Genomic DNA, 13,193 nt, shown 5'->3' with positions numbered 1-13,193 from the left:
GGCCGGGGAGGAAGGCAATAAAAAGGGGAACACGTGGGTTAATCCGCGTTCCCCAGAGAGCCGAAAAGCTCATCAGGATCGCCGGGCGCTGGCGATACGCTGTCTGGCTTTATGTTCAATATTTTCCAGCAGCTCCTGCACGTCGTCTTCATCGATATCGAGAAACTGGCCGTCCAGCAGGGCCGCGTGAATATCATCGCGGGTCACCGACAGGCCCAGCGGTACGGCTTTGGCCTTTACCTCTTCTGCGGCCAGCGGGTGCGGGTAGCGTCGTCCCACCAGGTTGTTGAAGACGATGGCCAGCAGCGCCAGCATCAGGGAATTGAGCAATACCGGCGTCAGAACAAAGTGGTAGCCTTCACTCTGCACCCCCGCCCCGCCGAGGATCGCCGTTAACGCCACCGCCCCACCCGGCGGATGCAGGCAGCGCAGGAAATACATACCGGCGATCGCCAGCCCCGCCGCCACGCCGCAGGCCAGCGCCAGGTTCGGGATCGCCATTCCCACTGTCACGCCAATCAGCGCCGAGAGCACGTTGCCGCCGACAATCGACCACGGCTGGGCCAGCGGACTGCTCGGGACGCCAAACAGCAGCACTGCCGATGCGCCCATTGGCGCGATAAACCAGATATTGACCTCGCCTAACAGCCAGTGGCTGAACATGCTGGTCACCGCCAGTCCCGTCCCGGCGCCGAGAGAGGCCAGAACAATATGTTTTCTGGCAACCGGCAGGGCGTGCGGCTTGAGGCGACCGAGGAAAATGCGGATCCGCGAAAAGAGCGATCCGGGTAAAACGCTTAACATCGTGTAGCTCGCTTACGTCATAATAAGAACTTATGTTTCATTTTCTTTTTTTAACCTTATTTTAACAACCATGTCTTTGTCGTGGCTTTTCGTCATTCATTTTGTGAATGTAAAAACGGCGCGCGCTACGTTAAAATCCCCTCACCTCTGGGTATCAGCATTCTATGGATTGAAGGTCAAACACGTTGAATAACAAGATAAAATTAGAGAAAGAGATCGCATGGGCCAGTCAGAATATGCCGCGCACCCTGCGTCAGGTCGCCGCCCTGCCGGATCTCAGCCAGGTGCGTCTCGCCTGCTGTATGCACCTCGATATGAAAATGATCCCCCTGGTGCAGGGAATTCTGGAGAAAGGGGCGAAGGTTTTTCTTACCACCTGTAACCCAACGACGGTGCAGGATGACGTGGTCGCCTGGCTGGTGGAGCGCGGCGCGGAAGCCTGCGCCTGGCGGGATATGAGCGACGCCGAGTGGCAGCAATCCTGGGAAAAAGCGATTGCCTGGCAGCCGACGCATCTGTGCGAAATGGGCGCGGATATTACCACCCTACTGCATCAGCGCGGGGAGTTTGGCAATATCGTCGCGGGCCTTGAGGCGACCGGCTCTGGCGTTAGCCGCCTGGGCGATATTCGCCCCGGATACCCGATTTTTAACTGGGATGATTTGCCGGTAAAAGAGGGCCTGCACAACCGTCATATGGTCGGCCTGACCGCCTGGCACACCTTTTTCCAGACGACCCACCTGACCCTGCATGAGAAAAAAGTGCTGGTCATCGGCTATGGTCTGGTTGGCCAGGGCGTAGCGGCGGCGGCGAAGGCCTTCGGCGGCCAGGTGATGGTAGCGGAAATCGACCCGGCGCGGAGACTACAGGCGGCCTACGATGGCTGGCACGTCGTTGAATTACAGGAGGCGATTGCCTCCGCGGACGTGGTGGCCACGGCGACCGGCGGTAAAAAAGTCGTTAACCGCCAGGCGCTGGATAAGTCCAAAGACGGGGTGTTTATTCTCAACGTGGGTCACGTGGCGGAAGAGATTGACTGTGAGTACCTGCGCCAGTTCCGTCATGAAGAGGTCATGCCCTATATCAACGCTTACCGGATGGGCGATAAAACCGTTTATCTGATGGCGAACGGTTCAATGCTCAACCTGACCGCGGGCTTTGGCGATAGCCTGAACGCCTTTGACGTGACCCTGGCGGTAATGGCCAGCGGCATTCAGCATATCGTGACCGACGGCATGACGGCACCGGCGGACGTTTACCTCCTGCCACAGAGCGTATGGCAAAAAGCGCTGTAAGCACGTGCGCTGAATAATTTTCCCGGAGGCGGCGCGCTGCGCCTGTCCGGGCTACCGGCCCGCAGACAGCGGTGGACTTGTAGCCCGGCTAAGCGCAGCGCCATCGGGAAGAAACCACGCCAATCCATCACTCCGGCACATTCCCCGCAGGCGGCGCGCTGCGCCTTGTCCGGGCACCGGCCCGCAGACAGCGGTGGACTGGTAGCCCGGTCAGCGCAGCGCCACCGGGAAGAAACCACGCCAATCCATCACTCCGGCACATTCCCCGCAGGCGGCGCGCTGCGCCTGTCCGGGCACCGGCCCGCAGACAGTGGTGGACTGGTAGCCCGGTCAGCGCAGCGCCATCGGGAAGAAAGCACGCCAATCCATCACTCCGGCACATTCCCCGCAGGCGGCGCGCTGCGCCTTGTCCGGGCACCGGCCCGCAGACAGCGGTGGACTGGTAGCCCGGTCAGCGCAGCGCCACCGGGAATAAATCAATGCCTACAGCAGGGCCAGCAGAAATATGACTTCGCCCAGCTCAATCGCCGCGCCTAATGTGTCACCGGTTTGCCCGCCCAGGGTACGCTTCAGCGCCTGACCCAGCGCCCAAACCAGCACCAGAGTGATAAGCGCCGCCCGCAGACCGTTGACCCCGAGCAGCAGCGTCGCCAGCGCCAGCGCGATCCCCATGGTAATCAGCATCTGCCGCAGCGTGATTTTGCCGATAAATAAGTTGCCCAGCCCCTCTTCCCGGGCGTAGCGCTGACGATACATCAGCAGCACCGCCATACCGCGGCCGACGGCGCAGGCGGCAGCCAGCGCGGCAAGCGCCGACGTGCCGCGCAGCGCCACTTCGCTGACCACCAGCACTTTGGCAACCAGCACAAAAATCAGCGCCAGCCCGCCGTGAGTGCCCAGCCGACTGTCGCGCATGATTTCCAGCATCCGCTCGCGGCGGCGGGCGGAAAAGATGCCATCGCAGGTATCCGCCAGCCCATCAAGATGGAACCCGCCGGTCAACAGCGCCAGCGCCAGCACGCCGAGCAGCGCGGCGAGCGGGCCGCCGCACCACGGCTGCAGCAGCATCACAACGGCGCCAGCAATCGCCCCCAGCAGCAGCCCCACCAGGGGAAATGTAATGATACTGCGTTGATATTGTTCAATTTCCAGCCCCTGGGATAAACGCGCCGGGACCGGCAGGCGGCTGATAAATGATAATGCGGCAAAAAAAGACTTAATCATTGAGTGATGACTCCTGTCGATAAACCCCGCGGCAGCGGTTATTCACGCCCGCCACCGACCGTGACCTGACTTATCCGCGCGGCTGCCGCGCGGAGAAAGCCTGCCCGCGTTCTTCCAGCCGCCAGTGGGCAAGCCGGGTATCACGGTGGTGTTGAATGCGCGCGGCCATTTGGTTGTCGGAGAGCCGGGAGGTAGCGATGAAGATCGCCGAAACGAAAGAGTTGAGTAAAGATTCGGCGTCACGGCGTTGGCCGCTAAGCGCGTCGCCGGTCATCAGTATCATCGCGGCGGCACCTGTTGCAGGGACAGCATGAGATAAACCCTTCCGATATCAATATGTTTACGGCGGAAGTATACCAAATTCCTGGGTAAAGGTTCAGCGTCGCGCGGGCGGTTTTGCTAAGGAACTGTGAGGTCACGCAAGAGGAAGAAGAGAAACTCCGGCAGCGAGCGCCGCCGGAGCGCATTAACGGGGCTTACTCGGCAGATTTATCTTCGACTTTCGCTTCGCCCATCGCTTTCAGCTTTTTAGAGATATCGCGACGTTCTTTGGAGATCTCGGCGTTTTTGATGATGTAATCGTCAACGCGATCTTCGTAATCGCTCTTCATGCTGGCGATGATGCCCTGAATAGCTTCAACGCTCATGCCCGGCTTGATGTAGTCGCTCAGGTTGTCCAGCAGCAGTACGCGCTTCTGGTTATCACGGATCTTTTTCTCAACGTCCTGAATTTCACGCTGCAATTTGTTCTTACGACGGTACAGGCGAACAAACTCCAGTACGTCCTGGAAAGAAGGCTTAGTTGTTTCCATTTTTATACCCCTAATATTTGAGATTCGGATTCGCTAAAGCGACTGCTACATAGGGCTAACATAACTGTTAGCAGCCGCTGATGACAATGTTTTTTCCTTTGCCGTTATCATAACCCTAAACGCTGCTGAATCGAAGCAAGCGATGGAAAAACCACGTGAGTCTGGTCTTTATTTACGCAACGCACGGCAGATTAAATGCGACAGCAGTTCGAGCTGGCGCGCCAGCTCGATAGTTAACCAGACATAACCGTGGATGGGCGTTTCGGAGAAATTGTCGTCCTGCTGCTCTTTGATGAGCTGGCGCAGTTCGGCCACGATTTCGTTGAGCTTTTCATTGTTGGCAAGAATCGGCTGCGGATTGCCCTCATACAATGCGTGGGCGATAGTCAGCAATGTTTGCTGGGTCATTTGCTGGGTTTCGCGCAGCGTATGGGCGTTAAGCATCACGAAGTGGCCGGGACGCGACGCCCAGTAAGCGTTGATTTGCAGCTCCAGCATGCACACCAGGTTACGGCTGACGGTCTGGATCGCCTCAAAGATGGCCTTCTGGATATGCGTCTCTTTGCTGGCGGGGGTAATTAATCCGCGCATTTTCACCACGTCGTTAAGCACCTTCTGCATATGCTTTTCCAGACGCGGACGCTCAACGAGGTTCGGCGAGAAGCCCGCCTGATACAAACGGTTGAAGGCGGTGACGTAGCTGGCCATCTGGATGCGCCAGTGCAGGAAAGCCCGCTGCGGCCAGATACCGGTAAACAGCATCGCCAGCAGGGAGCCGAAGATCACGTCGCCGCTTCGCCACAGCGCGGTGGTCATGTCGCCCGGCGGCGCGCCGACCACTACCGCCAGGGTGATGCCGATCAGCAGCGCCTGGTAGGGCTTTTTGCCCAGCGCCAGCCAGCCGCAGAGGAACATCGCCACCGCGCACCACAGCAGCATAATGGGCAGAGAGATAAGCTCCAGCTTGAGCGCCACCAGCCCGAGCGCCGAGCCGAGGATCGTGCCGCCGATACGTTCAAACGCGCGCGGTACGACATTTCCCCAGAAGGAGATAGGCCCCATCACCACCACCAGGGTGATGAGGGGCCAGGTGCCTTCAGGAACGTTAAGCAGGCGCACCAGCACAAAGGTGAGCACAAAGGCCAATGCTATTCGCACGCCATGGACGATGCGGTAATGGCGATACAGCCGAATTTCAAATGGCTTAAGTGATTTATCCGCGCGCACAACCTACTCCGACACAACGAAAAGGCCAATTGTAACTGCTTTTTCGCCGCAAGCATCACGCGAATGTAATAAACCTTGTCAAACGAAGGGACAATGTTCTACTTCACCGCCGGCTCGACCGCGATATACATATCAATATCCCAGTAGCCGTCCTGGTTACCATCGTTAAGATAGACTTCAAAACAGGGCTTCATCGCCATCTGATGGGTTTTGCTTTCCATCAGGCTCTCGAAGAACTGGTACCACGGCGTCGCAAAGTCAAAATTCTCGACTCTGGCACGGGCAACCGCATAATCCCCGCCGGCGATTTCGGTCATCATCACGCCTTCGCTACCCTCAGGAATCTGGTAGTCGTCCGCCACCGTGACGGCGGTATCGCAGCGCAGCTTTTCCGCCGGGACTTCGTCCGGGTTGTCGTAGTAAACGGCCACCCACTCCTGCGCCGGCACCTGGCTGTTATCGACCCACATCATCAGCTGTTCAAACCCCTGTTTTACCGTCTGCTCCCAGGGACCGACCAGATGAAAACCAGCAATTTTCTTCTTGCCTACGGATTTAACGTTATAGTCCATGCTGCCTCCACTGTTGATAAAATACTGTATGTATATACACATAAATTAGCAGTACTATCACCCACAGTATGTGCGGCAATTCACAAATCCGCGTGGCAAGAAGATGAAAAAATCGCCGCCATACGGTTATAAACTGAACGGTAGCTCAACGCCAATGCTGGCCCCAACATCGTCGCTGGCGCTGTGGTTAGCGTCGGTGTACCACAGGGAGGTATTCAGGCGTACCGTTGGCATAACATCGCCGCTCCAGCCCAGCTGTACGCCCTTCAGCGTATCGGCGCGCGGGAAGGCTTTATTGATTCGCTGGTTTTTTGGATTGACCTCAGCGTAGACCAGCCGCGCGCTCCAGCGCTGATTCTCTTCGGTTACCAGCTCCACCTTACCGGCATATAAACGCCCGTCGCCGCCCATCGCATCGCCCAGCGGATAGCCCTGCTGGTAGTAGCCGTCTTTATAGATAAAGTGGTTATAGATGTAGTTAGTACGGCCCATGTTCGAGCGGGTATCGTGGGCTTCCAGATACCAGTTAACCGCATTGCTGTTCCACTGATGATGCCCTTCCACGCCGCCAAGATAGAGGTGCGCCGAGGGTAAATATCCGGCTTCGTCCTCGCCGATCATCTGGCCGTAAATGCTCACCGGCCAGCCGAGGGTGGGCGCCAGCTTCAGCTTGAAATCAAAACCGGCCAGCTGGTTGCCGGGATCGTCGGCCGAGTCGCCAGTGTTATCATTGCCGGTGAGGCCGTCCCAGAAGCTGCTGAATGAGGAAGGCCGCCCTTCGCCGCCCCACTGCATAACGCGCGAGGCTCCCAGCTCCAGCGAGGTGAGCGGTGAAAAAGTCAGGCGACCGCCGAAGATTTTGGTATGCGGTACGGCTGCGTACTGGTTCATCTGGCTGGCGGAAAGCTGGTACTGCCAGGGGCCAATCCAGCTTAGCCATGAGGTTTCCGGCGCCCGCTGTTCGGCGCGCTGCAGCAGAAAACCGGTCATGGGACGCGCGGCATCGGAGCGGATCAGGCTACCTTCATAGCCCGGCCCCCACCACTGGGGGATTTGCCCGAACGCCAGCCACTGGTTCCACAGCTTAACCGCGCCGTACGCGCCGTTGGCGTTCACGCTCGAACCGTTACTGATGCGCTTGTCGCCTTCAACATTGCCCTGCAGGTGCAGATCCCACCATTCGCCGCTGTTGTTCAGGGCGAGAGAAAGCGACTGGTCGGCGGGGTAAGACTGGGCAAACCCCTGCGGCGTGCCCGGCTTATCAGTGGAACTGTAACCGGTAACGCGCACGTCAGCTTTCAGCGCGCTTAATCGCTGATTTACCCGACCCAGTACCACCCGCTCTGCGGACGTTGTCGGATGGGCATTTGCCAGCGCGCGCTTAATCTCCTCTTCGCTCAGAGGCCAGGTCGACAGGCTCAACGAAAGGGTTCCACGGTCGGATAACCAGGCTAAATCATTGCGGAATTCGTTATCGGCCAGAACGAGGCCGGAGGCAAAACCAGAAGTGCTAAAAACGGTGAACAGTCCCAGAGAAAGCGCACTACGCGCAAAGTATTTCATCTTCCCAGCTCCATTTATGGCGCACAAGCGCCAGGCTTTTTCCTGAAGGGTGACCGGGTAAGGTAATGGAGTGAAAGTAAACGAAGCGCCAACCGAAGCGGCATAATAATCAAACAGCTACGAGATGCCGCTCCGGGCGGAGCGGCGGAGAAGTTACAGTTTTTGATGCAGATAATCGCTAAAGCGCGACAGCACGCCGCCCTTGCCAACGCTTTCCAGCGTCACCAGCGGCCAGTGGGCCACCACTTTATCACCATCGTAAAGGGAGATTTCGCCAACCCGCTGGTGGGCGGCGATCGGCGCTTCCAGCACTTTGTTATCCAGCACGTATTTGGCCTTAATGCGCGAGACTTCCGACTTCGGCAGCGCTAACCAGAAGTCCTGATCGGTCCCCAGCTTAATCTGCTCTTTATCGCCATACCAGATACGCTCAACGCCGACCTGCTTGCCGTCCTGCAGGACCTGGACGGTATCGAAGTTTTGCTGCCCCCAGTGCAGCAGCTTCGCCGCCTGCTGTTCACGCCCTTTCGGGCTGTCGGCTCCCATCACCACCGCAATCAGCCGGCGCTGGCCGTCCACCGCGGAGGCAATAAGGTTGAAGCCGGCGCCCGAGGTGTGGCCGGTCTTCAGACCATCGACGTTCATGGTCTTATCCCACAGCAGACCGTTGCGGTTCTGCTGGGTAATGCCGTTCCAGGTCAGGCTCTTCTGGCTGTACATATGGTAGACGTCCGGCTCGCCGTGAATAATCGCCCGCGAGAGCACCGCCAGATCGTAGGCCGAACTGTGCTGACCCGGCGCGTCCAGACCGTGGACGGTTTCAAAATGGGTATCCTGCAAATGCAGTTTTTCCACGTAGCTGTTCATCAGCGCGACGAACTGCGGCTGCCCGCCGGCGACGTAGTCCGCCAGCGCCACGCAGGCATCGTTGCCGGAGTCAACGATCAGCCCGCGGCTTAAATCGCGTACGCTGACCCGATCGCCGGGCTTAAGGAACATCAGCGAAGAACCATTAAAGACCGGGTTACCCTGCGCCCAGGCGTCTTTCCCGACGGTGACGATGTCGTCAAAGGTGATGCGGTGGCTGTCGATAGCGCGATCGACCACGTAGCCGGTCATGAGTTTGGTCAGGCTGGCGGGATTGCGCTGCTGATGCTCGTTACCGGCGGTCAGGATCTGGCCGGTGGTGTAATCCATCAGCACCCAGGAACCGGCCTGAATAGAAGGAGGCGTCACGTTGACGGGAAAATCATTGGCGGCAAATGCGCAGGAAACGCTCGCAGCGAGCAAAGATACAGCAATAAAAAAACGGCCTTTCAACGGCATATCCTCTAAATTGACAGATTCGCCGTCCTTTTTACGGAACTTCTCGTTTCAAATCAGGGTTTAATTGCAAGAAAATATGACATCGCCGACGCGTGACAAAGGGGATACCCTTCTGATGGCCCGGCAAATCGTTTACCATGAAGGCTGCTCGCCACCAGGAATAATGAACAGATTATGCAAGATAGCGCCAGCCAGCCCGGATTTTTATTTCACGATTACGAGACCTTCGGCACCAGTCCCTCGCTCGACCGACCGTCGCAGTTTGCCGCCATTCGCACCGATGAAGACCTGAATATCGTCGGCGAACCCGAAGTCTTCTACTGCAGGCTCGCCGATGACTATCTGCCGCAGCCGCAGGCGGTCATGGTCACCGGGATAACGCCGCAGGAGGCGAACGCCAAGGGGGACAACGAAGCCGCTTTCGCCCGCCGCGTTCACGATCTGTTCACGGTGCCGAAAACCTGCATCGTCGGCTATAACAACGTGCGCTTCGATGACGAAGTAACGCGCAACATTCTCTATCGTAATTTTTACGATCCCTACGCCTGGAGCTGGCAGCACGACAACTCCCGCTGGGATCTGCTGGACGTGATGCGCGCATGCTATGCGCTGCGCCCCGAAGGGATCAACTGGCCGGAAAATGAAGAGGGCTTACCGAGCTTCCGGCTGGAGCATCTGACCGTCGCTAACGGCATTGAACACAGCAACGCCCACGACGCGATGGCCGACGTTTACGCCACCATCGCCATGGCGAAGCTGGTGAAAACCCAGCAGCCGCGCCTGTTCGATTATCTTTACGCCCACCGCAACAAGCGTAAGCTGGCGACGCTGATTGACGTGCCGCAAATCAAACCGCTGGTGCATGTTTCCGGCATGTTCGGCGCGGCGCGCGGCAACACCAGCCTGGTCGCCCCGCTGGCGTGGCACCCGGACAACCGTAACGCGGTGATTATGGTCGACCTGGCCGGAGACATCGCCCCCCTGCTGGAGCTCGATGCCGACGCCCTGCGCGAGCGGCTGTATACGCCGAAAAGCGAGCTGGGCGACCTGCCCGCGGTGCCGATTAAGCTGGTCCACCTGAATAAATGCCCTGTGCTGGCGCAGCAAAACACCCTGCGTCCGCAGGATGCCGACCGGCTGGGCATCAATATCCAGCGCTGTCTGGAGAACGCCCAGCTGCTGCGGGCCAATCCGCAGGTACGCGAGAAAGCGGTGGCGATTTTTGCCGAAGCGGAGCCGTTTGTGCCGTCCGATAATGTCGATACGCAGCTGTATAACGGCTTTTTCAGCGATGCCGACCGCGCGGCGATGAAAATCGTGCTCGAAACCGAGCCGCGCAACCTGCCGGCGCTGGATATTACCTTCGCCGATAAGCGTATCGAGCGCCTGCTGTTCAACTATCGCGCACGCAACTATCCCGGCACGCTGGATGAAGCCGAGCAGCAGCGCTGGTTAGAGCACCGTCGCCAGGTCTTTACGCCGGAGTTTTTGCAGGCCTACGCCGATGAGCTGCAGATGCTGTACCAGCAGTATGCGGACGATAAAGAGAAGCTGGCGCAGCTGAAGGCGCTGTGGCAGTACGCGCAGGATATTGTTTGATTGGCAGAAATTCCCGGGTTGCGGCTAACGCCTTACCCGGGCTACAAACGATGGCAGGACTCGTAGCCCGGGTAAGACGCCTCGCGTCGCACCCGGGAACGTTGCTTAGCCTTTGGCGCGGCTGGCGATAATCGCCTCAGCCACGTTGCGCGGGGCTTCCGCGTAGTGGTGGAACTCCATGCTGTAGGTCGCCCGGCCCTGGGACATTGAACGCAGCGTGGTGGAATAGCCAAACATCTCGGCCAGCGGCACGTCGGCGCGGATAATCTGGCTGCCGAACCGCTCCTCCATCCCCTGCACCATTCCGCGACGGGAAGAGAGATCGCCCATGATATTCCCGGCGTACTCTTCCGGGGTCTCCACTTCCACGTGCATCACCGGTTCAAGAATAACCGGGTCGGCCCTGCGCGCCCCTTCCTTGAAGCCAAATATCGCCGCCATCCGGAAAGCCATCTCCGACGAGTCGACGTCGTGATACGAACCAAACGTCAGGGTCGCCTTGATATCCACCACCGGATAGCCCGCCAGCACGCCGGTGCCCATCGCTTCGCGCAGCCCTTTTTCCACTGAAGGGATGTACTCGCGCGGCACCACGCCGCCTTTGGTCGCGTCCTCAAACACAAAACCGCTTCCCGGCTCCAGCGGTTCAAGGGTCAGCACCACGTGACCGTACTGCCCTTTACCGCCGGACTGGCGGACAAATTTACCTTCCACCTCTTTGACCGTTTTGCGGATCGTCTCGCGATAGGTCACCTGCGGACGCCCGATATTCGCCTCGACGCCAAACTCACGCTTCATGCGGTCGACGATAATCTCCAGATGCAGTTCGCCCATCCCGGAAACGATCGTCTGGCCTGACTCCTCGTCAGTATGCAGACGAAACGACGGATCTTCCGCCGCCAGCCGCTGCAGGGCGATACCCATTTTCTCCTGATCGGCTTTGGTTTTCGGTTCAATCGCCAGCGAAATCACCGGCTCCGGAAACTCCATCCGTTCGAGGGTAATCACCGCATCCGGGTCGCACAGCGTGTCGCCGGTGGTGACATCCTTCAGGCCGACGCAGGCGGCAATGTCCCCGGCGTGCAGTTCATCCACCTCATGGCGATCGTTGGCCTGCATCAGCACGATGCGTCCGATGCGCTCTTTCTTACCTTTCACCGGATTCCACACCGCATCGCCTTTTTTCAACGTCCCGGAATAGACGCGGATAAAGGTCAGCTGTCCAACGTAGGGGTCGGTCATCAGCTTGAAGGCCAGCGCCGAGAACGGCTCGTCGTCGCCCGGATGACGTTCAGCGGGCCGCCCTTTCTCATCCACGCCCTGAATCGCCGGGATATCCAGCGGCGACGGCATCAGCTCAACCACCGCATCGAGCATCCGCTGCACGCCTTTGTTTTTAAACGCGCTGCCGCACAGCACCGCCTGGATTTCCCCCTTCACCGTGCGCTGGCGCAGACCGGCGACGATCTCCGCCTCGTCCAGCTCACCGGTTTCGAGATATTTGTCCATCAGTTCGTCGCTGGCTTCCGCCGCCGCCGAGACCATTTTCTCCCGCCACAGCCGGGCGGTTTCTACGAGGTCGTCAGGCACCGGCGCATAGCTGAAGGTCATCCCCTGGGTGGCGTCGTCCCACAAAATGGCGCGCATTTTGATGAGATCCACCACCCCGGTGAAGTGCTCTTCGGCGCCAACCGGGATCGCAATCGGCACCGGATTGGCCTTCAGGCGATCGATCATCATCTGCACCACGCGGAAAAAGTCCGCGCCGGGGCGGTCCATCTTGTTGACGAAGGCCAGCCGCGGAACGTGGTATTTATTCGCCTGCCGCCAGACGGTTTCCGACTGCGGCTGCACGCCGCCGACGGAGTCGTAAACCATCACCGCGCCGTCCAGGACGCGCATGGAGCGTTCCACTTCGATGGTGAAATCCACGTGCCCGGGGGTATCGATGATGTTAATCCGGTGCGGCTCGAAGCTGCGGTCCATGCCGGGCCAAAAGCAGCTCACCGCCGCGGAGGTAATGGTGATCCCGCGCTCCTGCTCCTGCGCCATCCAGTCGGTGGTTGCCGCGCCATCGTGTACTTCCCCCAGCTTGTGGCTCATCCCGGTATAAAACAGGATGCGCTCGGTGGTGGTGGTTTTGCCGGCATCGATATGCGCGGAGATACCGATGTTGCGATAACGTTCGAGGGGGATGGGTCGGGGCATGATGCGTCCTTAGTCATTGTGACTGTTAACAGGCGGCCGGAATTGGCCGCCGTTCATATAACGGCATCTATCATAGTACAACTGTACGAGTATATTCGAACTATTTTTGCTATCGTTACTATTGGTGAAGCTGCGACGACCCGCGTGGCTTTAGAAAAGCAGTTTCGGTATATTACCGGCCAGCCGCCGATACGGGCTGCTGCTCACGGAGCTGCGCCGCCGCCGACACAGGAATATTATGATCGCCAATCACCCCGAACGTGAACAAATTCGCCTCGAAAATGTCCTTTTCGCTCTCGGCAACCCGCTGCGGCTTGAGATTATCCGTATCCTTGCCGACGGCAGCGAGCAGAGCTGTAACGCCCTGCGTCATGAAGATGTGGCGAAGTCGACCATGACCCACCACTGGCGCGTCCTGCGCGACAGCGGTGTGATCTGGCAGCGGCCTCAGGGGCGGGAGAATTTGATTTCGCTGCGCCGGGAAGATTTAGACGCGCGCTTTCCCGGCCTGCTGGATACGCTGCTTAAGGTCATGCAGCACGATAGCTAAAGGCCTGCGCGCC

The 13,193-nt window shown here is 58.7% G+C and carries 12 protein-coding genes; 3 read left to right on the top strand and 9 right to left on the bottom strand.

Annotated features, from left to right (window positions below; all coding sequences use genetic code 11):
- Positions 1 to 72 precede the first annotated feature (72 nt).
- On the bottom strand, positions 73 to 804 hold the full coding sequence (locus JLG71_RS09380) for an HPP family protein (RefSeq protein WP_182157812.1): 732 nt from the start codon (positions 802 to 804) through the stop codon (positions 73 to 75).
- Between the two features lie 185 nt (positions 805 to 989).
- On the opposite strand from JLG71_RS09380, the gene JLG71_RS09375 reads away from it, so the two are divergent.
- Positions 990 to 2,099, top strand: coding sequence for an adenosylhomocysteinase (locus JLG71_RS09375; RefSeq protein ID WP_032720290.1), 1,110 nt, complete (start codon positions 990 to 992; stop codon positions 2,097 to 2,099).
- Between the two features lie 483 nt (positions 2,100 to 2,582).
- Here the strand turns inward: JLG71_RS09375 and cobS are convergent, their stop codons facing one another.
- The 7 genes from cobS to dacD form a co-directional block, all read right to left on the bottom strand.
- Positions 2,583 to 3,323, bottom strand: a complete 741-nt coding sequence (cobS, locus tag JLG71_RS09370; protein WP_014838908.1) for an adenosylcobinamide-GDP ribazoletransferase — start codon at positions 3,321 to 3,323, stop codon at positions 2,583 to 2,585.
- 70 nt (positions 3,324 to 3,393) lie between these two features.
- Positions 3,394 to 3,606, bottom strand: a complete 213-nt coding sequence (locus tag JLG71_RS09365; protein WP_004852374.1) for a bifunctional adenosylcobinamide kinase/adenosylcobinamide-phosphate guanylyltransferase — start codon at positions 3,604 to 3,606, stop codon at positions 3,394 to 3,396.
- Positions 3,607 to 3,799: 193 nt separating this feature from the next.
- On the bottom strand, positions 3,800 to 4,135 hold the full coding sequence (locus JLG71_RS09360; protein WP_004103624.1) for a DUF496 family protein: 336 nt from the start codon (positions 4,133 to 4,135) through the stop codon (positions 3,800 to 3,802).
- 168 nt (positions 4,136 to 4,303) lie between these two features.
- Positions 4,304 to 5,362, bottom strand: coding sequence for an FUSC family protein (locus JLG71_RS09355; protein ID WP_004103626.1), 1,059 nt, complete (start codon positions 5,360 to 5,362; stop codon positions 4,304 to 4,306).
- A 98-nt stretch (positions 5,363 to 5,460) separates the two neighbouring features.
- Positions 5,461 to 5,934, bottom strand: a complete 474-nt coding sequence (gene sbmC / locus JLG71_RS09350) for a DNA gyrase inhibitor SbmC (RefSeq protein ID WP_025107721.1) — start codon at positions 5,932 to 5,934, stop codon at positions 5,461 to 5,463.
- Between the two features lie 126 nt (positions 5,935 to 6,060).
- A complete protein-coding gene (locus tag JLG71_RS09345; protein WP_047723374.1) occupies positions 6,061 to 7,497 on the bottom strand; it encodes a capsule assembly Wzi family protein in 1,437 nt (478 codons plus the stop codon).
- 153 nt (positions 7,498 to 7,650) lie between these two features.
- Positions 7,651 to 8,817 (bottom strand): serine-type D-Ala-D-Ala carboxypeptidase DacD, encoded by a 1,167-nt coding sequence (dacD, locus tag JLG71_RS09340; RefSeq protein WP_014230017.1) that lies wholly within the window; start codon positions 8,815 to 8,817, stop codon positions 7,651 to 7,653.
- 180 nt (positions 8,818 to 8,997) lie between these two features.
- Here dacD and sbcB point away from each other — a divergent pair, with 180 nt between their 5' ends.
- On the top strand, positions 8,998 to 10,422 hold the full coding sequence (gene sbcB, locus JLG71_RS09335) for an exodeoxyribonuclease I (protein ID WP_134897723.1): 1,425 nt from the start codon (positions 8,998 to 9,000) through the stop codon (positions 10,420 to 10,422).
- Positions 10,423 to 10,527: 105 nt separating this feature from the next.
- Here sbcB and fusA read toward each other — a convergent pair whose 3' ends face one another.
- Positions 10,528 to 12,630 carry an elongation factor G gene (gene fusA / locus JLG71_RS09330; protein ID WP_025107724.1) on the bottom strand — a complete coding sequence of 701 codons (2,103 nt, stop codon included), beginning with the start codon at positions 12,628 to 12,630 and terminating at the stop codon, positions 10,528 to 10,530.
- A gap of 238 nt (positions 12,631 to 12,868) precedes the next feature.
- Between fusA and JLG71_RS09325 the strand changes: the two genes are divergently transcribed.
- Entirely contained in the window at positions 12,869 to 13,180 is a 312-nt protein-coding gene (locus JLG71_RS09325; RefSeq protein ID WP_014230020.1) for an ArsR/SmtB family transcription factor, read from the top strand.
- Positions 13,181 to 13,193 lie beyond the last annotated feature (13 nt).

The sequence above is a fragment of the Klebsiella michiganensis genome, from assembly GCF_015139575.1.
In the GTDB taxonomy this organism is placed as follows: domain Bacteria; phylum Pseudomonadota; class Gammaproteobacteria; order Enterobacterales; family Enterobacteriaceae; genus Klebsiella; species Klebsiella michiganensis.
Note: the sequence above shows the minus strand (reverse complement) of the source record. Positions and strands in the feature narration are given on the sequence as shown.

Bases quoted from the DNA above. Each gene is read 5' to 3' on its own strand.
- JLG71_RS09380 (WP_182157812.1), bottom strand. From the start codon at position 804: ATGTTAAGCGTTTTACCCGGATCGCTCTTTTCGCGGATCCGCATTTTC.
- cobS (WP_014838908.1), bottom strand. From the start codon at position 3,323: ATGATTAAGTCTTTTTTTGCCGCATTATCATTTATCAGCCGCCTGCCG.
- JLG71_RS09365 (WP_004852374.1), bottom strand. From the start codon at position 3,606: ATGATACTGATGACCGGCGACGCGCTTAGCGGCCAACGCCGTGACGCC.
- JLG71_RS09360 (WP_004103624.1), bottom strand. From the start codon at position 4,135: ATGGAAACAACTAAGCCTTCTTTCCAGGACGTACTGGAGTTTGTTCGC.
- sbmC (WP_025107721.1), bottom strand. From the start codon at position 5,934: ATGGACTATAACGTTAAATCCGTAGGCAAGAAGAAAATTGCTGGTTTT.
- JLG71_RS09345 (WP_047723374.1), bottom strand. From the start codon at position 7,497: ATGAAATACTTTGCGCGTAGTGCGCTTTCTCTGGGACTGTTCACCGTT.
- sbcB (WP_134897723.1), top strand. From the start codon at position 8,998: ATGCAAGATAGCGCCAGCCAGCCCGGATTTTTATTTCACGATTACGAG.
- fusA (WP_025107724.1), bottom strand. From the start codon at position 12,630: ATGCCCCGACCCATCCCCCTCGAACGTTATCGCAACATCGGTATCTCC.
- JLG71_RS09325 (WP_014230020.1), top strand. From the start codon at position 12,869: ATGATCGCCAATCACCCCGAACGTGAACAAATTCGCCTCGAAAATGTC.